This window comes from Actinomyces viscosus, assembly GCF_900637975.1.
GTDB lineage: Bacteria > Actinomycetota > Actinomycetes > Actinomycetales > Actinomycetaceae > Actinomyces > Actinomyces viscosus.
This window is the reverse complement of record NZ_LR134477.1, coordinates 586,037-610,025: the sequence shown is the minus strand read 5'-3', so window position 1 is coordinate 610,025 and position 23,989 is coordinate 586,037. Positions and strand designations below refer to the sequence as shown.

Here is a 23,989-nt window from a genome sequence, read left to right as displayed (position 1 = left end):
CTACCCGTCCGCACTGGCGAGCGGCTGTCGCTGCGCCGCAGGCACCGTAGAATCGCGCTCGTGGTCACGGATCCCCTCATCGGTCGGCTGGTCGACTCTCGCTACGAGATCGTCGACCGCCTCGCGCGCGGCGGCATGGCCACCGTCTACCGCGCCCATGACCGTCGCCTGGACCGGACCGTGGCGCTCAAGCTCATGCACGCCCACCTGGCCGACTCCCCCGACTTCGTCTCGCGCTTCCGGCGCGAGGCGCGGGCGGCGGCCCGCCTGTCCAACCCGGGCGTGGTGGCCGTCTACGACCAGGGCAGCCTCGACGGAGTGGCCTACCTCGTCATGGAGTACGTCGAGGGTCCCACGCTGCGCGACCTCATCGCGGCGGGGCCGCTGTCGGTCAAGGAGGCCCTGGGGCTGGTGGCCCAGCTGCTGCGCCCGCTGGGCGCCGCCCACCGGGCCGGGCTGGTTCACCGCGACATCAAGCCGGAGAACGTCCTGCTGCCCTCGGACGGCTCGGTGGCCAAGGTGGCCGACTTCGGTCTGGCCCGGGCGGTCACGGAGGTCACGCAGACGACGACGGGCAACGTCCTGGGCACGGTCGCCTACCTGGCGCCCGAGCTCATCACCTCGGGGGACTCCACCTCCCGCGCCGACGTCTTCTCCGCCGGGGTGGTCCTCTACGAGCTCCTCACCGGGGAGCAGCCCTTCACCGCGGACTCCCCCATCCAGATCGCCTTCCGCAACGTCCACGAGGACGTTCCCCTGCCCTCCAAGCTCGTTCCCGACATGCCGGCCGACGTCGACGAGCTCGTGGCGATCATGACGCGCCGCGAGCCGCAGGACCGTCCCGCCGATGCTGATGAGGCGCTGGCGCTGCTGCGCAACGTTGTCGATGAGCTCACCGACTCCGAGCTGTCGGTGCGCCGTGGGGGCGGGACCGGCTCGATCCGGACCCAGGAGGTCATGACGGCCAACGCCCAGGCCGCCCGCTCCGCCATCGACAACGAGCCCCAGGGCGAGGAGGACGAGGACTCCGACGAGGGATCCTCCCCCCACGCCGGTATGCGCACCGTCTCCCTGCCCATCGGCTCCATCGGTCCGGACGCCAAGGGCAGGACCCGTGCGCTGTCGCGCAAGGCCCTGGCGGCCGACTCCCAGAAGACCACCGCCGTCCCCACCCGGCAACGAGGTATCAGCGGCCTCAACCGCCGCACCGCCGTCATCGTCGGGCTGCTGGCCGTGGCCGGAACCGGGGCGGGTGCCACCTGGTACCTGACGGCGGGCCCGGGGCGACGGGTAGCCGTCCCCGACATCATCGGCATGTCGCAGGACGAGGCGCAGCTCGCCCTGGAGAAGCAGGGACTCAACTGGGGTACGCCGGCCCGGGCCTACTCCGACACGGTGCCGGCCGGCAAGGTCATCTCCTGCCAGCCGAAGGTTGGCCAGAAGGTGGGGCTGAGCCACACCGTCACCGTCGTCATCTCCCGGGGCGTGGAGACCAAGACGGTTCCCGACGTCGTCGGAAAGACCAAGGATCAGGCCGGCTCCGCGATCAAGGCGGCGGGTCTGACCCTGGGGGACGTCACCGAGGAGTACTCCGCCAGCGTCGCCTCGGGCAAGGTGATCTCCTCTGATCCCAAGGCCGGCAAGGTCATCGAGCACAGCTCGAAGATCTCGATCGTGGTCTCCAAGGGCAAGGAGCCGGCCACGATCCCCGACGTGACCGGCAAGAGCGAGGACGAGGCCAAGAAGACCCTGGAGGACGCCGGGCTCAAGAAGGGCAAGGTCAGTCAGGACTACTCCGACTCCGTGGCCAAGGGGAGGGTCATCTCCTCCTCCCCCATCGCCGGGGCCTCGGGCTACTACAAGGGCGACTCGGTGGACCTGACCGTCTCCAAGGGGCCGGAGCAGGTGACGATCCCAGACGTGACCGGCAAGAGCGAGGACGAGGCCAAGAAGACCCTGGAGGACGCCGGGCTCAAGGTGGAGGTCAACAAGCGCCTGGGCGGCCCGTTCGGAACCGTGCGCTCCACCAGCCCCGCCCCGGGCTCCAGCGTCAAGCCGGACTCCAAGGTCACCATCAACATCTTCTGACGGCGGTGGCTCTCAGCCCTTGAGCATCTCGGCGATCTCGAAGGCGACCTCGAGGGACTGCTGGTGGTTGAGGCGCGGGTCGACGAGGGTCTCGTAGTGCTCGGCCAGGCCGGCCTCGTCGATGTGCTCGCCTCCGCCGAGGACCTCGGTGACGTCGTCGCCGGTGAGCTCGACGTGGATGCCGCCCGGTACGGTGCCCAGGGAGCGGTGGACCTCGAAGAAGCCGCGGATCTCGTCGAGGATCGTCTCGAAGCGGCGGGTCTTGTAACCGTTGTCCGAGGTGATGGTGTTGCCGTGCATGGGGTCGGTGATCCAGGTGACGGGGCGGCCGTCGGCGCTCACCGCCTCGACCAGCGGCGGGAGGGCCTCGCGGATGCGGCTGGCGCCCATGCGGGTGATGAGGGACAGGCGCCCGGGCACGCCGTCGGGGTTGAGACGGTCCATGAGCCGGGCCACGTCATCGGGGGACGTGGTGGGGCCGACCTTGACGCCCACGGGGTTGTGGACGCCGGCCAGGACGGCCACGTGGGCGCCGTCGGCCTCGCGGGTGCGCTCCCCCACCCAGAGCATGTGGGCGGAGGTGTCGTAGAGGCGCCCGGAGCGGGAGTCCTCACGGATCATGGCGTCCTCGTACTCCAGGAGGAGGGCCTCGTGGGCTGCGTAGAAGTCGACCTGGCGCAGGGCGTCGAAGTCGACGCCGGCGGCCTCCATGAAGCGCATCGCCCGGTCGATCTCCTCGGCGAAGGACTCGAAGCGCTTGTAGGCGGGGTTGGCGGTGAAGCCGCGGTTCCAGGAGTGGACCTCGCGCAGGTCCGCGTAGCCGCCCATGGTGAAGGCACGGATGAGGTTGAGGGTGGTGCCCGAGCGCAGGTAGGCGTCCAGCATACGCCTGGGGTCGGGGACGCGGGCTTCGGGGGTGAACTCGTGGCCGTTGACGGAGTCGCCGCGGAAGGCGGGCAGGGTGACCTCGCCGCGGGTCTCGGTGTCCGAGCTGCGGGGCTTGGCGTACTGGCCGGCCATGCGGCCGACCTTGACCACGGGGGTGGAGGCGCCGTAGGTGAGGACGGCGGCCATCTGCAGGATGGTCTGGACCTTGAGACGGATGTTGTCGGCCGTGTTGTGGGTGAAGGACTCGGCGCAGTCCCCGCCCATGAGGACGAAGGCGTCCCCGGTGCTGGCCTGGGCGATGAGGTCGCGCAGGGAGTCGACCTCTCCGGCGAAGACGAGCGGGGGCCGGCGGCGCAGGTCCGTCACCACATCGGCCAACGCCGCCTCGTCGGGGTAGGCGGGCTGCTGCAGGGCGGGCAGGTGGCGCCAGGCGGGGGCCTGGGCGCCCGTGCGGGCGGCGGAGAGCTCGTTCATCACGCCCGTCAGCATAGGCCAGCCGGGAGTATCGCCCGGAATCGGCGCCGCATCGCGGAACGAGGCGAAGCCCGGGACTTGAGGGCGGATTGTGTCACTGCGGGAGACTTTTAGGGTCGCGGCGGCCTATGAGCGACGTGGCCGTAAGGCTGCGACCTGCGCAAACGTGAAGGCCCCGGAAGCAAGGGGCACCACAGCGCGGGTGAAAAGTCTCCGCGCGTGACACACGGGGCCGTCTGAACACCCTTGCGCGCCTCGACACGCGTGGCCGGTGCCGTCAGGTGGACGGCACCGGCCACGGTGCTATGGGACTAGGGGCTCAGCCTCAGTGCTCGGGGGCGACCTCGGCGGGCTCGACCTTCTGGCCGAGGTCGGCCATGAGGTCGGTGAACCACTGCTGGGTGATGTCGAAGGGCTTGGCGCCGGCGATGCGCGGGAAGGCGATCGCGGTGAACTCGTCGTTGTTCTCCTCGTCCTGGCCGATGACGCCGGACTCGCCGCGCAGGGCGCAGTCGACGGCCAGGTCGCACATCTTCTTGATGAGGGCGAGGTCCTCGGCGTTGGCGTGGGCAGCACGCGAGTAGTAGCCGGACTTCTGGACCATGACCTTCTCAGCGCCGATGAGCTCGGCGAACTGCTTGGCGAACCACTGGCCGGGGTTGATGGTATCGAGCTTGACGTGGCCGAAGGGGTCGCGCTGGACCTCCTGGCCGGCGGCCTCCATCTCGGCGATGATCTCGGGGACGCCGGCGCCCTCGGACAGGAAGATGTTGACGTTGCCCTGCTCGTCCATGATGGCCTTGAGGCGCTCGGCCTCGGCGGCGATGTCGAGCTTCATCTCGGGGACGAAGACGGCGTGGACGTCCCAGCGCTCCTTGGTCAGGCCCAGGGAGGGGGCCCACTGCTTGGTCTCAAGCAGGTCGTGGTAACGGCGGGCGGTCTCGGCGGTGAGGTAGCCGCAGTTGCGACCCATGCACTCGTGGACGATGAGCATGCGGGGGTTGGAGCGGTGCTCGCCGATGACGTTGAAGGCGAAACCGGCGCCCTCGTCGGCCGCGGTCCAGGCGCCCAGGGACTGGCGGATCGGGACGACATCGTTGTCGATGGTCTTGGGCAGGCCGACGACGGTGAGCTCGTAGTCGTTCTCGTGGAGGTAGGCGGCCAGGTCCGCGGCGGTGGTGTTGGTGTCGTCACCACCGATGGTGTGCAGGACGTCGACGCCGTCCTTGCGCAGCTGCTCAGCGGCGAACTCCAGGGGGTTAACGCCCTCCTCGACGAGGCCGCGCTCGACGAGGTTCTTGGCGTTGGTGAGCTTGACGCGGGAGTTGCCGATCGGGGACCCGCCGAAGTCGCGCAGGATGCCGGCGTTCTTGCGGGCCTCGTCGTCGATGACGATGTAGTTGCCGGTGAGCAGGCCGTGGTAGCCGTACTGGTAGGCGATGATCTCGACCTCGGGAGCGACCTCCGTGTAGCGCTCGATGAGGTCGCCGACGGCGGCGGACAGACAGGGGGCGAAACCGCCAGCGGTGAGCAGGGCGACGCGACGAATCGACATCGGGAACCTTTCGGGTTGAGGGTACTCGGGGTCAGCGCCCCGGCCGGATCGTGCGGCACGTGCCGCACCGGGCGTCAGTCTACGTGCCATTGGCGACCGCTGACAGGGACCGAGAGGACGGATTCAGGAAGCCGGGACAATCAGTCTGCGTCCCGGCAGAGCTCCCAACGGTGCCCGGCGGGCACCCGCCCTCTACTCGGCGCCGGGCTCGGCCTCGTCGTCGGAGACCTTGTCCTTCTTCTTGTCCTTGTTGTCTCTGTTGTCTCTGCCGCTCTTGTCCTCGGGCGGCTCGGGCACGGAGACCTCGGGGGCGGGACGGCCGCCGGGCGCGGCCACGGGCGCCGCCTGGGGTCGGGCCTGCGCCTGGGCGGCGAGCATCTCGGTGACGACCTCGTCGGCGGTCTTCTTCTCCGCGTCCATGGCCTTCTTGACGTCGGCGGCGTAGAGGTCCACGTACTCCTGGCCGGAGAGCGCCATGAGGGAGTACATGATCTCGTCGGTGATGGAGCGCAGCACGAAGCGGTCGTTCTCCAGGCCCTTGTAGCGGGAGAAGTCCAGCGGCTCGCCGATGACGATGCCCACGCGGTGGCGGGTGGAGGGGATGGACTTGCCGATCGGCTGGGCCAGGTTGGAGCCGATCATGGCCACCGGGACCACGGGGGCGCCGGTGGCCAGGGCGATGCGGGCCACGCCGGTCTTGCCGCGGTAGAGGCGCCCGTCGGGGCTGCGTGTGCCCTCGGGGTAGATGCCGAACAGCTCACCCGAGCGCAGGCGGTCGATGCCGGCCTGGAGCGCCGCCTGGGAGGCCTTGCCGCCGGAGCGGTCCACGGGGATGGTGCCCACGGTCCTCATGAAGTTCTTCACCGCCCAGCCCTTGACGCCCTTGCCGGTGAAGTAGTCGGCCTTACCGATGAAGGCGACCTCGCGGTCCACCAGGAGCGGCAGGAAGAAGGAGTCGATGACCGCCAGGTGGTTGGAGGCCAGGATCGCCGCTCCCTCGGTGGGAATGTTCTCCTCACCGCGGATCCAGGGCTGATAGAGCATCTCCAGGGCCGGGCCGACTGTTGCCTTGATGGGTCCGTATCCCACGCGGGGCCTCCTGTGATCTGCTGGCTGGGCGACCACCACGCGGTCCTGCACCATCGGAGACGGACGGCACCGGAGCCGGCGGTGCCGCTCGGGTATGGGGACGATTCTAGGGTGCTTCCCACCGTGCTCGCACCGACTTCCCGACGGGTGAAGACGATGCGTGTCACTGCCGTCCTCTAGCCTGCGACCGTGAGCACCGTCGGGACCCAGGTGTCCTTCGCCGACATGGGCACGCCCCTGGAGGGGGCGACCTTCGTCGTCGTGGACCTGGAGACCACCGGCGGGGCGCCGGGCGTCCGCGCACTCACCGAGATCGGGGCGGTCAAGGTGCGCGGCGGGCGAGTGCTGGCCGAGTTCTCCACCCTGGTCAATCCCGGCGTGGCGATCCCGGCCCAGATCACGATGCTCACGGGCATCACCAACGCGATGGTGACCGGAGCGCCCGGCGTGCGCGTCTGCGTGGAGGCCTTCCTGTCCTGGGCGGACCTGGCGGCCGACGACGTCGTCCTGGTGGCGCACAACGCCCGCTTCGACGTCGGGCACCTGCGCGGTGCGGCGTCGGCCCTGGACCTGGAGTGGCCCGGACCCCGGGTACTGGACACGCTGGCGCTGGCCCGTAAGGCCTGGACGCGCAGCGAGGTGCCCAACCACAAGCTGGGAACACTGGCGGCCTTCGTGGGATCCGAGACCCGCCCCACGCACCGGGCCCTCGATGACGCGCGCGCCACCGTGGACGTGCTGCACGCGGCCCTGGAGGTTATGGCGCCGCTGGGCGTCACGCACCTGGAGGACCTGGCCACGGCCTGCGATCCGGTGCCGGCACGTCGGCGTGCCAAGAGCCGGCTCGCCGACGCCCTGCCCACGACTCCCGGCGTCTACCAGTTCCGCTCGGCGGCGGACCAGGTGCTCTACGTGGGCAGCGCCGCCGACCTCAGGCGCCGCGTGCGCTCCTACTTCACCGCGGCCGAGAAGCGCCGCAAAGTAGCACAGATGCTGGACACGACGGTGAGCGTGCGCCATATCGCCACCCCCACACTCATTGAGGCGCGGGTGCGTGAGCTGCGGATGATCGCCGAGCTCGACCCGCCGGTCAACCGCCGCTCACGGGCACCGCGCCGCCAGCCCTGGCTCCACCTGGCGACGGGCCCGGGTCCGAACGCCGAGCCCCGGCTGGCGCTGACGACCGTGCTGCCCACTGCGGAGGTCGACCGCGCGGTCGGCCCCTTCGCCTCGCGCAGCCGGGGGCAGGAGGCCCTGCGCGCCGCCGAGTTGGTGCTGCGCCTGCGTCGCTGGGACGGCCACGACCTGCGCCGGGTCCGTCGCGACGACGCCCCGGCGGAGCCCGAGGAGGCACTGGCCTGCCTGTCGGGCGAGGTCGATCGGGTGGCCGCTCCCCTGCTGGAACGGATCGCCTCCCTGTCGCAGGCCGAGCGCTATGAGGAGGCCGGGACCTGGACGAGCCGTCTGCGCTGCCTGCTGCGCGGGGTGGCGCGCGCCGAGCGAGTCCGTCCTCTGCTGGCCTGTCCTCATCTCATGGCGGCCCGACGGCGTGAGGGCGGCGGCTGGGAGCTGGTGGTGGTGCGCTGGGGCATGCTGGCCGGTTCCATGACGACCGCCCCGGGCGCAGACCCGCGTCCCGCCGTCGAGCTGCTGCGCGCCGGCTCGCGGGTCGTCGATGAGCCCGAGCGCGTCGGTGAGCTGGCGAGCATCGAGGAGACGAGTCTGCTGGCCGACTGGGTCCTGGACGCCGGCGCCCGCATCGTGGAGGTCGACGGCGACCCCTCGCTCCTGTCCTGGCCAGCCGGCTCGGCTGCCCGCCACCGCAAGGTCCTCGCCTCCGAGGAGTGACGGATGCTTTCTCCTGTAGGCTCCGCGAGATGAGCTCGCGTCATGTGTGGTCCGCGTACGGCGCCCGTGCGCAGGAGTACACGGAAGTACTCGGCAGCATGAAAGCGACGACCCAGGAGGACCGCGAGCTCATTGTCCGATGGGCACGAGAATGCCGGGGACGGATCGTCGACGCGGGATGCGGCCCGGGGCACTGGACGGCTTTCCTGCACGACCTGGGCCTTGACGTCGAAGGGGTGGACCCGGTTGACGCGTTCATCAGCATCGCCCGCCGCCATCACCCGCACGTGAGCTACCAGCAGGGTTCCTTCGCATCGTTGCCTGCAGCGCACTATGGGGCGGCCCTGGCGTGGTACTCACTCATTCACACCCCGCCTCGGGACCTGCCCGAAACACTTGCGTCCCTGAAAAGCAGCCTCACACCGCGGGGAAACCTGCTCATCGGGTTCTTCGCCGGGAATCGGGTCGAGGAGTTCCCTCACGCCGTCGCTCCGGCCTACTACTGGCCGCCACAGACGATGGCCTCGCTTCTGGAGGACACCGGATTCAGCATCCTAGACATAAGGCATCGCAAGGTCCCAGGTGCACGCGACCACGGCAGCATCTCCTGCCGCGCGTTCTAGAAGCACTTCAGCAAACGCGAAGGCAGGACCCTCGCCACCGACGTCGGTGTCAGCCGGCTGGGGTGACGGTGCCGCGGCGGGCGGTGAGGGCCTTAGCCACACCCTCCTGGAGGCTGAGCGGGTCCAGGGGGCAAGGAACGACGACCTCGGCCTTGGCCCAGGCGGCCAGCCAGTCGTCCTGAGGGCGGGCGGTCAGCAGGACAACAGCGGGACGCTCCTCGAGCTCGGTGAACAGCTCGTGGGCCAGGCCCATCCCACCGAGCTTCTTGGCCTCTGCGTCCAGAACGAGCGCGTCGAAGGGCGGCTGGTCCTTCTTCTCGCGGTCCTTGATGGCCATGCGCACGCCCTCGGCGGTGGCCGCCTCGGTCCAGGTCACCAGCGGCAGCCCCTTGGCCGGTCGGCGTCCGACGCCGTCGATGACCTCCTGACGCACGGTCGCGTCATCGGAGAAGACAAGGAGCTCGAGGCGGGCGGAAGCAGCCTGGTCGGTCATGGCGGATCCTTCGTGGACGGGTACGGACGGCGGTGTTTCCGCGGTCAGTGTAATCACACAGGGGCTCCCTATCCCTCTTCCAGCCCCCACGTCTAGCATGAACCGTGTTCAGGACTTCAGTCCTATGAGCCCTGCCGAGCCCGGACTGGAGCCACCTCACCCACCGAAAGGCAGTCCTTGATGGCCGTGTACACCCTTCCCGAGCTCCCCTACGACTACTCCGCCCTGGAGCCCCACATCTCCGGCAAGATCATGGAGCTCCACCACGACAAGCACCACGCCGCCTACGTCGCTGGCGCCAACGCCGCCCTGGAGGCCCTCGCCGCCGCCCGCGAGGACGGCGACCTGGGTGCGATCAACCTGTGGGAGAAGAACCTCGCCTTCAACCTGGGCGGCCACACCAACCACTCCGTGTTCTGGAAGAACCTCTCCCCCAACGGCGGCGGCCAGCCCGAGGGCGAGCTCGCCGAGGCCATCAAGGACTCCTTCGGCTCCTTCGAGAAGTTCCAGGCGCAGTTCACCGCCACCGCCCTGGGCATCCAGGGCTCGGGCTGGGCCGTGCTCGCCTACGACTCAATCTCCGGCAAGCTCGTCATCTTCCAGCTCTTCGACCAGCAGGCCAACGTGCCCGTGGGCACGACCCCGCTGTTCATGGTGGACATGTGGGAGCACGCATTCTACCTCGACTACCTCAACGTCAAGGCCGACTACGTCAAGGCCATCTGGAACATCGTCAACTGGGACGACGTCGCCGAGCGCCTGGCCGAGGCCGTCGCCATCTCCAAGCTGCGCAGCGTCGCCAACCGACTGACCGACGCCGTCGCCAAGATCGTCGGCTGACACTCAGCGGCGCTGCTCGCAGCACTGCTCACGTCCGGCACCGACGAGGTCGGCGGGCACCGGCAGCCACTGCAAGCAAGATCGTGGCCCGCACCCCTCAAGGGGTGCGGGCCACGACCGCGTCTGGCACGAAAAGCACCGGAGAGGTGCCCGGGCGGCTCACGTCACGCGTTAGAGGACCTTCTCGATGTCCATGACGTAGGCCGACGCCGGAGACCCTTGCTGCTGGCCCGATGCCTGGACCGGAGGGATGAGAACGACGACCCGGGATCCTTCCGGCACACCGATCAGTCCCGGCAGAGACTGCTTCGCCTGGGCCATGTTGAGTGACTCGGCGGCCTGCCGATCCCAGGTACTGGTGGGCTGGGAGCCGTCCCAGAAGCTTCCGGCCACGTTGATCATGATCGTTGAGGTCTCCGTGATGGCCGGCCCGGTGCCCCTGGCCAGCACGATGACCTCGGACTGCGTCGGCTGGGCGGCGTCGGCGCCGATGGAGATCGTCGCCGGCTGGCCGAGCTCCCCGGTCACCGTCATGCCTCGCTGGCTGACAGCCTCCTCGCCCTCCATCGTTGCCGTGGCCGAGGTTCCGGAGACCTTGCTGCTGGAACCGTCGACGATCTCGACGACGAACACGAGTGTCCCGGCCGGGTTCTGCCGCCCCTGGGCCCCACCGGCCTGGGTGGCCTGAGCGTCCTGGGCCGCCTTGTTGCCGTAGGCGAGCTCCGGCGGGATCGACATGACCAACCGGTCGCCCACGTGGTGCCCGGCCAGACCGCACTTCCATCCCTGGATGACGCCGTCAAGGGGGAAGGCCACCAGGGCGCCGCCCTTGAAGGATGTGTCGAAGGGCTCCGTACCGTCCCACTGCCAGCCCGTGTAGTTCGCCTTGACCACGCCGCCGGCGTCGATCTCGGCTCCCGTCCCCTGCGTCAGCGTCTTGACGGTGAGGTTCTTGGGCGCCTGGGCGCCCTGCTTCCAGGACACGGTGGGCTGCGTTCCGGCGTCACCGCCGATGGTCGGCAGGGACTCTGAGTCGGAGTCGATCGTCAGGGTCGAGCAGTCCACGGGCGCCGTGGCCGCCGGGACCGGGGTCTCGGAGGCAGCGGCCTTGGAGGCCGACGAGGAGGAGGACCCCGAGCAGCCGGCCAGCGCGAGGCAGGCGGCCGCAGCCAGGGCGGTCAGGCTGAGGGATGTGCGGCGCACATGAGCTCCTTGCTTGGGGGAGGGTCTGCGCGGGAGGGATCAGTGGAAGGACTCGCCGCAGGCGCAGCTTCCGGCGGCGTTGGGGTTGTCGATGGTGAAGCCCTGCTTCTCGATGGTGTCGGCGAAGTCGATGGTGGCGCCCGACAGGTAGGGCACGCTCATGCGGTCGACGACGACCTCGACGCTATCCATCTCACCGCCACCGGTGGGGAAGGCGCGCACGGCGTCACCGTCCAGAAGACGCTCGTCGAAGTAGAGCTGGTAGACGAGGCCGGAGCAGCCGCCGGGCTGGACGGCCACGCGCAGGCGCAGGTCGTCGCGCCCCTCCTGGATCAGGAGGCTGGCGACCTTCGCGGCGGCGGTCTCGGTGAGGATGACCTCGTGCTCGGGGGTCTCGGTGTCAGCGGGGTTGGTCAGGGCGGTCTCTGCCGTGGTCATTTCCTGGTCATCTCCTGGTCTTGTTGTGTCTGCGTTTGTCTGCGGTGCTCAGTGCGACGCCGCCGAAGGCCCTGCGGCGGCTCCCGTTGGGAGGAGCCGATGGGTTCCACCGGAGCCAACGCTCCAGCCAGACGCCTTGTTCCTGGTAACAACCCTACGCGGTCCCACCCCCGGGGCTGGAGTGACGGGACTCACTGTGTCCCGCTGCGCCTGCCGCCCCGCAGCGGGCGCCAGGGGTACGGCCCCCGTCTCAGGCCAGGCTCAGGCCAGGGCCACCAGCTCCAGGTACTCCGGCCCCCACAGGTCCTCGTCGCCGTCGGGCAGCAGGAGGACCCGGTCGGGTCCCAGGGCCTCAACGGCGCCCTCGTCGTGGGTCACCAGGACGACCGCGCCGGCGAAGGTGCCGAGAGCCCCCAGGATCTCCTCACGGCTGGCCGGGTCGAGGTTGTTCGTGGGCTCGTCGAGCAGCAGGACGTTGGCGCTGGAGACCACGAGCATCGCCAGGGCCAGACGGGTCTTCTCCCCGCCGGAGAGGACCCGGGCGGGCTTGTCGGCATCCGAGCCGGAGAAGAGGAAGGAGCCCAGGACGCTGCGCACCTGGGTGTCGTCCATGCCGGGTGCGGCGCGGCGCAGGTTCTCCACGACGGTCGCCTCGGTGTCGATGGTCTCGTGCTCCTGGGCGTAGTAGCCGATCTTGAGGCCGTGGCCGGGGATGACCTCCCCGGAGTCTGGCTCCTCCACACCACCGAGCAGGCGCAGGAGCGTCGTCTTGCCGGCGCCGTTGAGCCCCAGCACCACGACCCGGCTGCCGCGGTCGATGGCCAGGTCCACGCCCGCGAAGACCTCCAGGGAGCCGTAGGCCTTGGACAGGCCGGCAGCGCGCAACGGGGTCCTGCCGCAGGGGGCGGGATCGGGGAAGCGCAGGTGGGCGACCTTCTCCACGGCGGCCTCGTCCTCCAGGTCGGCCATGAGGCGCTCGGCGCGCTTGAGCATCTGCTGGGCGGCCACGGCCTTGGTGGCCTTGGCCCGCATCTTCTCCCCCTGGGCCCGCAGGGCGGCGGCCTTCTTCTCGGCGTTGGCGCGCTCACGACGACGCCGGTGCTCGTCGTCGGCTCGCTGCTTGAGGTAGGCGTCCCAGCCCAGGTGGTAGACGTCGAGGACCCCGCGGCCGGCGTCGAGGTACATGACCTGGTTGACGGTGTCGCGCAGCAGCTCGACGTCGTGGCTGATGACGATGAAGCCGCCGGCGTAGGTGCGCAGGTGGTCACGCAGCCACAGGATCGAGTCGTGGTCGAGGTGGTTGGTGGGCTCGTCGAGCAGGAGCGTGTCAGGCTGCTGGAACAGGACCCGGGAGAGCTCGACCCGACGGCGCTGACCACCCGAGAGCGTGCCGATGGGCTGGTCGAGGACCCGGTCGGGCAGTCCCAGGGCGGCACTGATGCGGGCCGCCTCCGAGGCGGCAGCGTAGCCGCCGGCCATGGTGAACTCGTGGTCCAGGCGGGTGTAGCGGTCCAGGGCCTTGGCCTGGGCCTCGCCCTCGGTGACGGCGATGCGCTCCTCGGCCTTGCGGATACGGGCCAGGAGCGCGTCGATGCCGCGGGCCGACAGGATCCGGTCGCGGGCGATCTCGCTCAAGTCCCCGACCTTGGTGTCCTGCGGCAGGTAGCCCACTGAGCTCGTGCAGGTGATCGTGCCCTCGTGCTCGACGGCCTCCAGGCCATGGCGCTCATCGGCGTCGTTGACGGCCCGGCCGGCCCCCTGCTCCACGGAGGCGGCGGCAAGCAGCTTGGTCATGGTCGTCTTGCCGGCGCCGTTGCGGCCCACGAGGCCGATGCGCATCCCCTTGTCGACCCGGAAGCCGGCGTGGGCGACGAGCTGGCGGGCACCGATACGCATGGTGAGGTCCTGGACATTGATCACGCGCGCCATGGTACGGGTCCGCCGCTCCTGCCTACCGCGACGGGGCTATCAGTCCCACCACATCCACCAGCCGACCCCGCCTCCGGCCCACTCGGGGCGGGTGCGCACGATGTCGTCCGGGATGCTGTGGGCATCGAGCTCATAGCGCTGCCTGACCCGCTCCCACAGCGCGGAGCACTGGCAGGCCCGGCTGTGCTCGGCGAAGACCTCGTAGCCCTGCAGGTCCGGGTCGGCGACCCACAGGGCCTCGGCGCTCAGGCGCTCGTCCTCGCGCTGGGGGCCGATCCCGTAGCCCGACAGGCGCACCCGTCCGTCGGCGCAGGCACAGGCCGTCAGCATCGTCTTCAGGCTCGGGGAGAGGTTCTGGCGGTCGGCCAGCGCCGGGGTCGGCAGACGCAGGAGCAGGTCGGCCGCCGTGGCGGCGTCCATCCCGCGGAACGGCACGTAGTCGCTCATCGGAGCGCCGAGAGCGTCCAGGCGCAGCGGCGTCTCACCCGGCAGGCAGCGCGGAGCATCGAGCCAGGGATCGAGCAGGTGCCACAGGCCGATGCGCACCGTCCATCCCGGTGGGCCGTACAAGCGCTCCGAGCTGAGCGCCCCCATCGGGGACCGGCTGGGAGGCAGGCTGGTTGTGGGCGGGTGGACCGGAGTGGTCTGCGCGGTCAGTGGCGACAGGGATGAAGAGGATGACGGGGACGGCAGGAATGCTGTCACAGATGTCTGCGCGCTCATGTCGAGCTCCTTCGCTTGAAGCGGGTCGGGCCCCCAGCGTGTGAATACTGCTTCGTCGACGCACCCGCTGACCCGGGTGCCTGTGCGCAAAAGGGGCGTCATCTGCACGAACACGGGTCTGTGGATCCCTGAGCATTGCGAGTTCACGGGCGTGGATTGTCCCGGTCAAGGCCGAGCGTCAACCCAACGTGCTTCTGACCTCGCCCGGCCGGGCTCGACCTGAGTCGGCATCCCATCGGGCTTCGGCACCTGCCGGACGGACTGTTCCCTTTCAGTTCTGAGCCTTGAGGCAGTAGCCTCTTCCTCAAGCACCTCCGCCGCACCTGCGCGGCGCAGGAGGTGACAGATCCCCCACCACCGAGAGCGAGCCCACCGAGGACCCGGAGCGCACCGGCGTGCATCCGCCGTCGTCGTCCCCCTCGCTCAGTAGGAAAGGGCCCGAATGGCAACCACGACCTCAACCCCTGAGGCAATCCTCGACGCCGTCGGCGGCGCCGAGAACATCATCCATTTCACCCACTGTGCCACCCGACTGCGTTTCGAGCTCAAGGACGCCTCCGGCATCGACAAGGCGACCGTCGAGGCCATCCCCGGCGTCATGGGCGCCGTCCCCCAGTCCGGGGACCGCTACCAGATCGTCATCGGTGGTGCCGTCCAGAGCGTGTACGACGAGATCAACAGCCTTCCGGCCATGAAGAGCCATGGCGGTTCATCCTCGGACTCGGAGCAGTCCGACGCCGACGTCAAGGCCGCCGCCCGCGCCAAGGCCCGCGGCAAGAACGCCTTGGTGGACGCCTTCTTCGAGTACCTCTCGGACTCCTTCCGTCCCCTGCTGCCGGTGCTGCTCGGCGCCTCGCTCATCATCGCCGGTCTTGCGGTGCTGGATTCGTTCGGCGTCATCAATGCCAGTGACCCGAACCTTACGGCCGCGGACAAGCCCGCCGCTCAGGTCTTCGCGGAAGCCATGTACAAGTCGGTGTTCCACTTCCTGCCCATCATGGTGGCCTACAACGCCGCCAAGAAGCTCAACATCGACCCCTGGGTCGGCGCTGCGGTCATGGCGGCGCTCATGACGCCTCAATACCTTGAGCTCAACAAGGCGATAGGAGCGACCTGCACCCACAACGCCGCGTTGGACAAGGACCTGTGCGTCGCGCACATCGCGGGCGTTCCCATGCAGCTCAACGACTACAGCGGCCAGGTCTTCGTTCCCCTCATGATGGTGGCCATCCTGGCCCTGGTCTACAAGGGGCTGGCCAGGATCATTCCCGCCAACGTGCAGATGGTGTTCGTTCCGTTCTTCTCCTTCATCATCATGATGCCGGTGACGGCCTTCCTCATCGGCCCGGCGGGCATCTGGGTCGGTACAGGCCTGGGATCCGGACTGGCGTGGCTCAATACGAGCGCACCGATCGTCTTCGCGATCGTCATCCCGCTGCTCTACCCGTTCCTGGTGCCGCTGGGCCTGCACTGGCCGCTCAACGCCATCATGCTGGCCAACATCAGCACGCTGGGCTACGACTTCATCCAGGGCCCCATGGGTGCCTGGAACTTCGCCTGCTTCGGCGCCACCGCCGGCGTGCTGGTCCTGGCCATCCGTGACAAGGACAAGGTCATGCGTCAGACGGCCTCCGGTGCCCTGGCCGCCGGCCTCTTCGGTGGTATCTCCGAGCCGAGCCTCTACGGTATCCACCTGCGCTTCAAGCGCATCTACCCGCGGCTGCTGGCCGGCTGCCTCGTGGGCGGCATCATCGTTGGCATCGGTGGCGGCATCAAGGCCTCCACCTTCGTCTTCAGCTCGCTGCTGAGCATCCCGGTCTTCACCCCCATGGCGCTCTATGTCATCGCCATCGCGGCGGCCTTCGCCACCTCCATGACTCTTATCATCCTGACCGACTACCGCACCAAGGAGGAGAAGGCCGAGGCCCTCGCAGCCGTCGCCGCCACCGACACCGCGACCGCCTCCGTCCCGACGGAGGTGGCTGAGGAGCCAGAGGCGGACGCCGCTGCTGTTACCGACGCCGTCGAGGAGGGTGACCGGACCGCCAAGGCCCCCACGCCCAAGCCGGCCCTCGTTCCCGGGGCGGTCACCGAGATCGCCTCCCCGCTCAAGGCCTCGACCATGGACCTGGACAAGGTGCCCGACCCGGTCTTCTCCTCGGGCGCCGTCGGCCAGGGCGTGGGCCTGGAGCCCGAGGGCGACATCGTCGTCACCGCTCCGGCCGACGGCACCGTCGTCGTCGCCCCGTCCTCGGGGCACGCCTTCGGCATCACCCTGGACAACGGCGTGGAGATTCTCATCCACGTGGGTCTGGACACCGTCAACCTGGAGGGCAAGGGCTTCGACGTCAAGGTCTCCCAGGGCGACCGCGTCAGCGAGGGCCAGGAGCTCGTCCGCGTGGACCGCTCCGTCATCGAGCAGGCCGGCTACCCGCTGACCACGCCGGTGCTCATCACCAACACCGCCTCCTTCGCCTCCGTCGAGGTCGTCGGTGGCGACTCGGTGCAGCCCGGAGAGGCGCTCATCAAGGTCACCGCGCCCGGGGCCTGAGCCACAGTACCACTGACCTGAGCGGCCGCCGATACAGCGTCGGGCCGGATCCGTGCGGATCCGGCCCGACGCATTGCTTCCGGCGTTCACCGACGGCTGTGGCTCACGGCAGCCGCAGCGCCCAGAAGGCCACGGCCGCCGCCGCGGCCACGTTGAGGGAGTCCACTGCTCCGGCCATCGGGATGCGCACCACCTCGTCGGCGGCCGCGATCGTCCGGCGGGACAGCCCGTCGCCCTCCGTGCCCAGGACGACCGCCACTCGAGAGCTCGCCTCCGTGCAGGCCGCTGAGGCCGCGAACTCGTCCAGCGCCACCGAGTCCCCCGACAGTGCCAGAGCCGCCACCGTGAAGCCGGCCGCGTGGAGCCCGTCGAGGTCGGGCCACCGGGGCAGGCGGGTCCAGGGGACCTGGAAGACGGTGCCCATCGAGACCCGCACGCTGCGCCGGTAGAACGGGTCGGCGCAGCGCGGGGTGACCAGGACGGCGTCGATCCCCAGGGCCGCCGCGCTGCGGAAGGCGGCGCCCACATTGGTGTGGTCCACCAGGTCCTCCAGGATCGCGATCCGTCTGGCGCCCGCTCCCCCACGCGCGGCCGCCAGCAGAGCGGGGACGGACGCGAGCTCCGGCCGGTTCATGGCTGCCAGCGCCCCGCGGTGCAGGTGAAAGCCCGTGATGGACTCCAGCACCTCCTCGGGGGCCAGGAACACCGGCACCCCTCCCCCGTCGGGACGTTCGTCGCAGCCGGAGGCGGCGGCGATGACCGGAGCCATCTGCTCCAGGTGCCGCTCGGCCATGAGGAAGGACCGTGGGGCGTGACCGGCGGCCACGGCACGGGTGATCACCTTCGTCGACTCGGCCATGTACAGGCCACGGTCGGTCTCCAGGCGCCGCCGCAGGGCGACGTCCGTCAACCCGGTGTAGTCGACCAGGCGCGGGTCGGCGGCGTCGTCGAGCTCAATGATCACGCGGGACGATCCTTCCTGGCCTCGCGGCTCCGGGACACGGGCGGCGGAGGGCGTGTCAGTGGGAGGCGTGCGGGTTGCCGGCCAGGGCAGGGTGGTCGGGGAGCACCTGGAGGGCGAGGACGCCCAGGCCGCAGGCGACGGCGAGGGCGACCGCGTCGGCGCCGGGCACGATGAACAGCACGAGGACGAACACGGCGACCGGCTTGCGCAGCCCCACGACGCAGGCCGCCGACATCCCCGCTACCATGGCCGCCTGGAGGTCGAGGCCGGGCAGGAGGACCGCGGTGGCAGCCCCCACGGCGCCTCCGGCGAACATGAGCGGGAAGACGTCACCGCCCCGCCATCCCGCGGCCAGGCTCAGGGCGGTGGCTGCCACCTTCGCGCATCCGGCTGCCAGCAGCACGTCCCACGCGCCGCCTGCCGCCCAGGTACCCAGGGCGCCGAAGTCGTCGTGCCCCGAGAAGCGCAGGACGGGCCAGGAGGCCAGGACGAGCGCCAGGGCGGCGGAGCCCACAAGTGTCTGGGTGACCGGCGACCCCATCCTGGTGAGCAGACGCGCCAGGGCGTGGCGGGTCAGGAGGTAGCCGCAGCCGAGCGCCGAGGAGAGCAGAGCCGGCACGATGATCCACGGGCTGAGCAGGGCACCCCGGCTCGTCGAGGCGGGCATCTCCAGGGCGTGGGTCTCCAGGTCCAGCAGCCTCCAGGTGAGGGCGAATCCGATGAACCCCGTCAGGGAGGCGCACAGGAGGGGCAGCCGCCCGGGACCGAGGGCGTCCTGCCTGTAAGCGGCGCCCACGGGCGGTGCGCCGTAGAAGCCTGACAGGGCGGCGGCGCTGCCTGCCTCGGTGATGAGCTCTGTCTCGGCGCGGGACCGGGCGATCCTGCCGCGCACGACGATGGACAGCTCGGTGACCACCGCGACGAGCCCCGCCTCCGGGCCGATCGCCCCGCCGAAGCCGACGGCGATGATCGCCGACAGCCCGAGCAGCCCGATCCGCCTCCACTGCCGCGGCTCGACCCGGCCAGGATCCACCTGCTCGTCGAGGTCGGCGTCGAGCGAGACCCTGCGCAGGGCGGCGATGAGGGCGCCGCCAAACAGGACCATGAGCGCGATGTACCACCACTGGCTCCGCTCGTCCCACACGAGGTGCTGCACGCCCCGCATGAGGAAGAAGGTCAGGCAGGTCACGGCGCCGGCCGCCAGCCCGTAGCCGGTGGCCACGAGGTAGGCGCGCCGAGCAGGGGCGGCCTGGGACCCGGCCGCGGCCGGAGCGTCGCTACGGGTCATGACTGAGTTCCTTCCTGGTCCTGGCGCCGGTCGTGGTAGCGCTGGGAGATCGCCTGGCCGAGCGCTCCGAGGAACACGACGTCGAAGACGATCATGGCGGTCACCAGGCCCCGGGCGGCCTGCCCGACGGCGTGGACGTCTCCGTAGCCCACCGTCGAGATCGTCGTGACGGTGAAGTAGAGGGCGTCGGTGCGGGTGACCAGCCCCGTGAACTGGTCGGGCTGATGGGTCGCCATCGCGTAGCAGGCCAGGGCCAGAAGGGCCACGACCGCCATGAAGACGTGGACGAGCCTGCTCAGGGCGTCCCGGTAGTACCGCAGCTGCCGCACGACGACGACCGCCAGAGCCGCCAGGAGGGCGAGGGAGGCCAGGCCTCGTGCGGGGAGCTCGACGTCCGGGGACACCGGGGCGGCGTAGAAGCAGCCGAGAACGAGGAGCGGGACGGCCAGAGGCCTGCCCCAGCGAAGAAGCGCTGTCACTGGGCGGTCACCGTCGCTTCCGCCCACGGGCGGGCGGTCACCGGGCCGCCTGCCCGCACCCGCCTGCGCCCGCGAGCATCCACGTGCACGTCCGTGTCCTTGAGCGTCTCGGTCACCGTTCAGGGGGCCTCGACCTTCTTGGCGGCCGAGCGCACCCGCACCCCGGTGACGACGAGCATGACGCCCCAGGACACCGCGAGGAGGCCGACGAACCAGGTCAGTGCGAGAGCGGCCTCCGCAGGATTGGCCATGACGACGACGCCGGCGATGATCCACAGCAGGCCGGAGACCCCGACGAGCACCTTGTCCAGGGCGCGCTCGGGCGCGGCCGCCGCGACGAGCTCGATGACGCCGCGGGCCACGAGCCACACGCCCAGGACCCATGCCAGGGTCGCCACGCCCATGCCCGGGTGCACGACGACCACGGCACCCGCGACGACGCCGAGAAGGCCGGACAGGATGTGCCATCCTCGACCCTCCGGGCTCCGGGCGGCCTGGACGAGTGAGCTGACGCCGTCGATGAGGGCGTAGACGCCCCAGATGACGGCGAAGGTCAGGGCGGTCATCCCCGGCCACAGGGCGATGAGAAGGCCCCAGAGGACACCGAGCGCACCCAGGGTGAGCAGGGCGGTCGACGAGCGGTTGGCAAAGTCCTTGAGCATGGTGCACCTCGGAGGGCCTGGTCGGGGTAGGGCGAGTCAGGGCAAGTCAGGGCAGGGCTGGGAACATTCCGGAGAGTGTACCACCTCCCGCGCCTCCTGCGTCTCGCTCGCCCCGGAGACCTCCTGCGCCTCGCACGCCGCGCGACGCCGGGGCGCGCGGTGGTCGCGCACCCCGGCGTCGCGAGCTGTCGTGAGCAGGCAGTGCTCAGTAGCCGACGGGCGGGATCGAGGCCGGCGGCTCCTGGCCGGGGCGACGGGTGGGGAGGGTCGTCGTCTCAGCAGACTGAGAGCCCGAGGTCACGGAGCCGTCGGCGACCTGGGTGGCGGTCTCGACCTCACCGCGGGCCTGGGCGAGCGCCTCCTCGGGGGCCTGGAGGTGGGTCTGGGCCAGGTCCGAGGCGATGTCGAGACCCGAGTCCATACCGGAGAGGTCGACACCCACCCGCTCCTCGTCCCCGGGGCCCCCGGTGCCCGGGCCGGTCGGTGAGCCTCCGCCCAGGGCCCCGGCGATCCCGTCGAGAGCGGCGGTGAACTCCGTGGGCACGATCCACATCTTCGAGCTCGTCCCGTTGGCGATCTTGGGCAGGGTCTGGAGGTACTGGTAGGCGAGGAGCTTGGAGTCGGCGTTGCCGCGGTGGATGGCGTCAAAGACCTGAAGGATCGCGCGGGACTCGCCCTGGGCCTTGAGGATGGCCGACTGGGCCTGGCCCTCGGCGCGCAGGATCGCCGACTGCTTGTCACCCTCGGCGGTCAGGATCTGGGACTGCTTGACGCCCTCGGCGGTCAGGATGGCCGCACGCCGGTCGCGCTCGGCGCGCATCTGCTGCTCCATGGCTCCCTGGATCGACGCCGGAGGGTCGATGGACTTGAGCTCGACGTTGCTCACGCGGATGCCCCAGCGGCCGGTGGCCTGGTCCAGGACGCCGCGCAGCTGGCCGTTGATCTGGTCGCGGCTGGTCAGGGTCTGCTCGAGGTCCCCATCGCGCCGATGACGTTGCGCAGCGTCGTGACGGTCAGCTGCTCGATGGCCTGGAGGTAGTTGGAGATCTCGTAGGTGGCACGCGTCGGGTCGGTGATCTGGTAGTAGACCACCGAGTCGATGCTCACGACGAGGTTGTCGGAGGTGATCACCGGCTGGGGCGGGAAGGAGACGACCTGCTCACGCAGGTCCATGACGTTGCGCACCCGGTCGACGAAGGGCACCAGGAAGTGCATCCCGGCGGTGTAGGCCGCCTGGAAGCGGCCCAGGCGCTCGACGATGATCGCGGTGCTCTGCTTGACGATCCGCACCGCCCGGAAGATGGCGACGATGACCAGTGCTGCCAGGAGCAGCAAGATGATGGAGATGACGGGCACGAGTTTCCTCCTGCGGGGTTGAACGGGTGGTCAGGACGGCTGTGGGCCGACCGTGGGAACTGAAAGGTGAAGGTACGGGTGAACAGGTACGGCGCCGACGATGTCAACGCGGACCAGCAGAGGCCATCCAACACGGTAGGACACTGCCGGCCGGGCCGGAACCGCTGTGGACCTGCCGGGAGGATCCCGGCGTCAGGACGCGGAGGCGTCGGCGGGCGCCGGGGCGACGACGGCCACGGCCCCGTCGATCTCAGTGACGGTGACCCGGGCGCCGGCCTCCAGGCGGGTGCCGCCCCCTGGTGCGGCGGGGGCCAGGCGGGCGCTCCACTCCTCACCGCCCAGACGGACCCGGCCCCCGCCGTCGTCCACCACGGTGATGGTGGTGGCGGACCTGCCGATGAGGGCGTCGACATTGGTCTTCATCTGCGGGGTGGTGGCCGCCAGGCGCCGCTTGGCCCAGGGGCGCACGGCGAAGAGCAGCAGGGTGGAGATGCAGGCGAAGACCACCACCTGCGCCCACAGGGGCCCTCCGAGGAAGGCTGTCAGGCCGCCTCCCAGCGCACCACCGGCGATCATGAGGAAGGTGAGATCGGCTGTCACCGTCTCAACGACGATGAGGAGCAGGGCCCCTCCGATCCAGAACAGCCATTCCATGAGAACCTCCTGAAGAACGCGGTTGGTGAGTTGTGGGTCGGTGCGGGTCAGCGCGGCTGCCCGTGCCCGGAGTCTGTCATCCTCTGGCCTCGGCGACGCGCCTGCCCTGACCGCCCGGCCTTCCCCTGGCGGTGTAGCGGCCCCGGTCGTGGGTGACTTCCAGGGGCATGTCGAAGGTCGCGCTGATCGTGTCCTCGGTGAGGACCTGATCCAGTGGGCCGGAGCCCACAACCGTGCCCTGGCGCAGCGTGAGCGCGTGGGTGAAGCCCTCCGGGATCTCCTCCAGGTGGTGGGTCACCAGGACCATGGAGGGCGAGTCGGGCGAGGAGATGATCTCCGTGAGCGCAGCCAGGAGCTGCTCGCGGCTGGCCAGGTCCAGGCCCGAGGCGGGCTCGTCGAGGAAGAGCATCTCCGGGTCCGGCATGAGGGCGCGGGCCAGCTCGACGCGCTTGCGCTCCCCGGATGACAGGGTCCCCCAGAGGCGCTCGGCCAGGTGCCCGGCCCCCAGGGCGCCCAGCAGGGCGTGGGCACGCTCGACGTCGGAGTCGTCGTACTCCTCGCGCCAGCGTCCGATGCGCCCGTAGGAGGCCGACAGGACCACGCCGAGAACCTTCTCCCCGTCCTGGACGTTGGCGGCCAGGGCGGAGGACAGCAGACCGATGCGGGGGTGGAGCTCGGAGACGTCCACCCGCCCGAGCCGCTCGGAGAGGACGTCCACCGCCCCGGAGGAGGGGAAGAGCCTGGCCGAGGCGATCCTGGCGATGGTGGTCTTGCCCGCACCGTTGGGTCCCAGCAGCACCCAGTGCTGTCCCTCCTCCACGGCCCAGCTGACGTGGCTGAGGATCTGGTGGCTGCCGCGGTGCAGCGAGACGTCGTCGAGGTGCAGGACACTGGTCATGAGTCGATCCTATCGTGCCACCGAGATCACACCGGGCAGGTACGGGGCGCCGGGACGGGAGCCGGGCCGCGATCCGGTGCCGATCGAGCAGGCACCGGACAGTGTCTGCTCCCCATACCGGCCAGCCGCCCGATTCGTGGTGGCCCCGCCCTTCACTATGGTGGATCCCCATGGATCCCCTCAACCTGCCCGTCAGCGTCGTGCTGGCCCTGTGGACACCGGTGCCCTCCTCCCACGGCCTGTCGCTGGTCCAGGGGCCCGACGGCGTCCACGACGTCATCGGCAGCGTCATCACCGGCGCGTCGGACTGTGACAGCGGTGGCGACGGCGGCAATGGCAGTGACGGTCCAGAGCGCGTCGGACTGGAGCGGTGGATCGCCGGTGCCCGCCCACTCACCCGGGTGACGGCGGTCCTGCCCTCCCCCACCGCAGGCACCGGCACCTGGGGCATCCTGCCCGACGTCGAGGAGGGCGTCGTCGTCGAGGGCGGGCCCGGCCGGGTCCTGCTGGTGCCCGAGGACTCCGGCACCTCCGTGACCTGGCGCGCCGAACCGCTGACCGGCCCGCTGCCGCCGCTCGACGCGGCGCACGCCCGCAGGCAGGTGCACGCCGCCACCGAGGAGGCCATCGATGCGCTCATCGAGCTCGACCTGGCCCGTGAGCGCCCGGAGATGGCCGACGCCCTCAACGACCTGCTCACGGCCGTGGTGGACCCGCGCCTCGTCCCGCCCTGGATGGAGAACCGTAACCGGGAGCTGTTGGAGCGCTCCTTGCGGCTGGCGGGGATCTGCGAGCTGGCCCTGGACGACGACGGCGCGGCCACGACGGCTCTTCAGGCGCAGCGGCGCGAGAGCGTGCTGCGTCCGCTGCTGGCGGTGGCCCGCCATGGCGCCGCGGCCGCCACCGAGTGGTGGGCCCGGTCATGACCTGCATGACCGGGCCCAGT

Annotated in this window: 20 protein-coding genes and 1 pseudogene; 6 read left to right on the top strand and 15 right to left on the bottom strand. The window is 70.2% G+C overall.

From position 1 onward, the window contains the following. Window positions 1-60 precede the first annotated feature (60 nt). Window positions 61-2,088 carry a Stk1 family PASTA domain-containing Ser/Thr kinase gene (gene pknB, locus EL340_RS02725; protein ID WP_126413308.1) on the top strand — a complete coding sequence of 676 codons (2,028 nt, stop codon included), beginning with the start codon at window positions 61-63 and terminating at the stop codon, window positions 2,086-2,088. A gap of 12 nt (window positions 2,089-2,100) precedes the next feature. Here the strand turns inward: pknB and EL340_RS02720 are convergent, their stop codons facing one another. From EL340_RS02720 to EL340_RS02710, 3 genes are all read right to left on the bottom strand, one after another. After that, entirely contained in the window at window positions 2,101-3,450 is a 1,350-nt protein-coding gene (locus EL340_RS02720; protein WP_232023276.1) for a class II 3-deoxy-7-phosphoheptulonate synthase, read from the bottom strand. Between the two features lie 325 nt (window positions 3,451-3,775). Continuing rightward, a complete protein-coding gene (locus EL340_RS02715) occupies window positions 3,776-5,005 on the bottom strand; it encodes a pyrophosphate--fructose-6-phosphate 1-phosphotransferase (RefSeq protein WP_126413306.1) in 1,230 nt (409 codons plus the stop codon). Between the two features lie 192 nt (window positions 5,006-5,197). Then, window positions 5,198-6,094: a lysophospholipid acyltransferase family protein gene (locus EL340_RS02710; protein ID WP_126413305.1), complete on the bottom strand. Its 897-nt coding sequence runs from the start codon at window positions 6,092-6,094 to the stop codon at window positions 5,198-5,200. A 225-nt stretch (window positions 6,095-6,319) separates the two neighbouring features. Here EL340_RS02710 and EL340_RS02705 point away from each other — a divergent pair, with 225 nt between their 5' ends. Both EL340_RS02705 and EL340_RS02700 read left to right on the top strand, forming a co-directional pair. Beyond that, complete coding sequence (locus tag EL340_RS02705) at window positions 6,320-7,942, top strand: DEDD exonuclease domain-containing protein (protein WP_232023275.1); 1,623 nt, start codon at window positions 6,320-6,322, stop codon at window positions 7,940-7,942. 29 nt (window positions 7,943-7,971) lie between these two features. Further along, entirely contained in the window at window positions 7,972-8,565 is a 594-nt protein-coding gene (locus EL340_RS02700; RefSeq protein ID WP_126413304.1) for a class I SAM-dependent methyltransferase, read from the top strand. 49 nt (window positions 8,566-8,614) lie between these two features. Here the strand turns inward: EL340_RS02700 and EL340_RS02695 are convergent, their stop codons facing one another. Continuing rightward, complete coding sequence (locus EL340_RS02695) at window positions 8,615-9,058, bottom strand: hypothetical protein (RefSeq protein WP_126413303.1); 444 nt, start codon at window positions 9,056-9,058, stop codon at window positions 8,615-8,617. 180 nt (window positions 9,059-9,238) lie between these two features. Here EL340_RS02695 and EL340_RS02690 point away from each other — a divergent pair, with 180 nt between their 5' ends. Next, window positions 9,239-9,898: a superoxide dismutase gene (locus EL340_RS02690; protein ID WP_126413302.1), complete on the top strand. Its 660-nt coding sequence runs from the start codon at window positions 9,239-9,241 to the stop codon at window positions 9,896-9,898. Between the two features lie 171 nt (window positions 9,899-10,069). Here the strand turns inward: EL340_RS02690 and EL340_RS02685 are convergent, their stop codons facing one another. The 4 genes from EL340_RS02685 to EL340_RS02670 form a co-directional block, all read right to left on the bottom strand. Beyond that, window positions 10,070-11,101 (bottom strand): FKBP-type peptidyl-prolyl cis-trans isomerase, encoded by a 1,032-nt coding sequence (locus tag EL340_RS02685; RefSeq protein WP_126413301.1) that lies wholly within the window; start codon window positions 11,099-11,101, stop codon window positions 10,070-10,072. Window positions 11,102-11,140: 39 nt separating this feature from the next. Then, entirely contained in the window at window positions 11,141-11,539 is a 399-nt protein-coding gene (locus tag EL340_RS02680) for a HesB/IscA family protein (protein WP_126413300.1), read from the bottom strand. Between the two features lie 261 nt (window positions 11,540-11,800). Next, entirely contained in the window at window positions 11,801-13,459 is a 1,659-nt protein-coding gene (locus tag EL340_RS02675; protein ID WP_197722338.1) for an ABC-F family ATP-binding cassette domain-containing protein, read from the bottom strand. 48 nt (window positions 13,460-13,507) lie between these two features. Then, window positions 13,508-14,191 carry a hypothetical protein gene (locus EL340_RS02670; protein ID WP_126413298.1) on the bottom strand — a complete coding sequence of 228 codons (684 nt, stop codon included), beginning with the start codon at window positions 14,189-14,191 and terminating at the stop codon, window positions 13,508-13,510. Window positions 14,192-14,633: 442 nt separating this feature from the next. On the opposite strand from EL340_RS02670, the gene EL340_RS02665 reads away from it, so the two are divergent. Continuing rightward, complete coding sequence (locus EL340_RS02665) at window positions 14,634-16,742, top strand: glucose PTS transporter subunit IIA (RefSeq protein WP_126413297.1); 2,109 nt, start codon at window positions 14,634-14,636, stop codon at window positions 16,740-16,742. 103 nt (window positions 16,743-16,845) lie between these two features. Here the strand turns inward: EL340_RS02665 and EL340_RS02660 are convergent, their stop codons facing one another. The 7 genes and pseudogenes from EL340_RS02660 to EL340_RS02630 form a co-directional block, all read right to left on the bottom strand. Further along, entirely contained in the window at window positions 16,846-17,706 is an 861-nt protein-coding gene (locus EL340_RS02660) for a TrmH family RNA methyltransferase (RefSeq protein WP_126413296.1), read from the bottom strand. A 55-nt stretch (window positions 17,707-17,761) separates the two neighbouring features. Next, window positions 17,762-18,994, bottom strand: coding sequence for a chloride channel protein (locus tag EL340_RS02655; RefSeq protein ID WP_126413295.1), 1,233 nt, complete (start codon window positions 18,992-18,994; stop codon window positions 17,762-17,764). Further along, window positions 18,991-19,473, bottom strand: a complete 483-nt coding sequence (locus EL340_RS15250; protein WP_209023497.1) for a potassium channel family protein — start codon at window positions 19,471-19,473, stop codon at window positions 18,991-18,993. Before EL340_RS15250 ends, EL340_RS02655 begins: the two co-directional genes overlap by 4 nt. A 119-nt stretch (window positions 19,474-19,592) precedes the next feature. After that, window positions 19,593-20,135: an HdeD family acid-resistance protein gene (locus EL340_RS02645; RefSeq protein WP_126413294.1), complete on the bottom strand. Its 543-nt coding sequence runs from the start codon at window positions 20,133-20,135 to the stop codon at window positions 19,593-19,595. Between the two features lie 205 nt (window positions 20,136-20,340). Continuing rightward, window positions 20,341-21,491 (bottom strand): annotated as a pseudogene (locus EL340_RS02640) (SPFH domain-containing protein). Window positions 21,492-21,683: 192 nt separating this feature from the next. Next, a complete protein-coding gene (locus EL340_RS02635; RefSeq protein WP_126413293.1) occupies window positions 21,684-22,145 on the bottom strand; it encodes an NfeD family protein in 462 nt (153 codons plus the stop codon). Between the two features lie 76 nt (window positions 22,146-22,221). Beyond that, on the bottom strand, window positions 22,222-23,043 hold the full coding sequence (locus EL340_RS02630) for an ABC transporter ATP-binding protein (RefSeq protein ID WP_126413292.1): 822 nt from the start codon (window positions 23,041-23,043) through the stop codon (window positions 22,222-22,224). A gap of 170 nt (window positions 23,044-23,213) precedes the next feature. Here EL340_RS02630 and EL340_RS02625 point away from each other — a divergent pair, with 170 nt between their 5' ends. Continuing rightward, window positions 23,214-23,969, top strand: a complete 756-nt coding sequence (locus tag EL340_RS02625) for an Rv1486c family protein (protein ID WP_126413291.1) — start codon at window positions 23,214-23,216, stop codon at window positions 23,967-23,969. The last annotated feature ends 20 nt before the right edge of the window (window positions 23,970-23,989 follow it).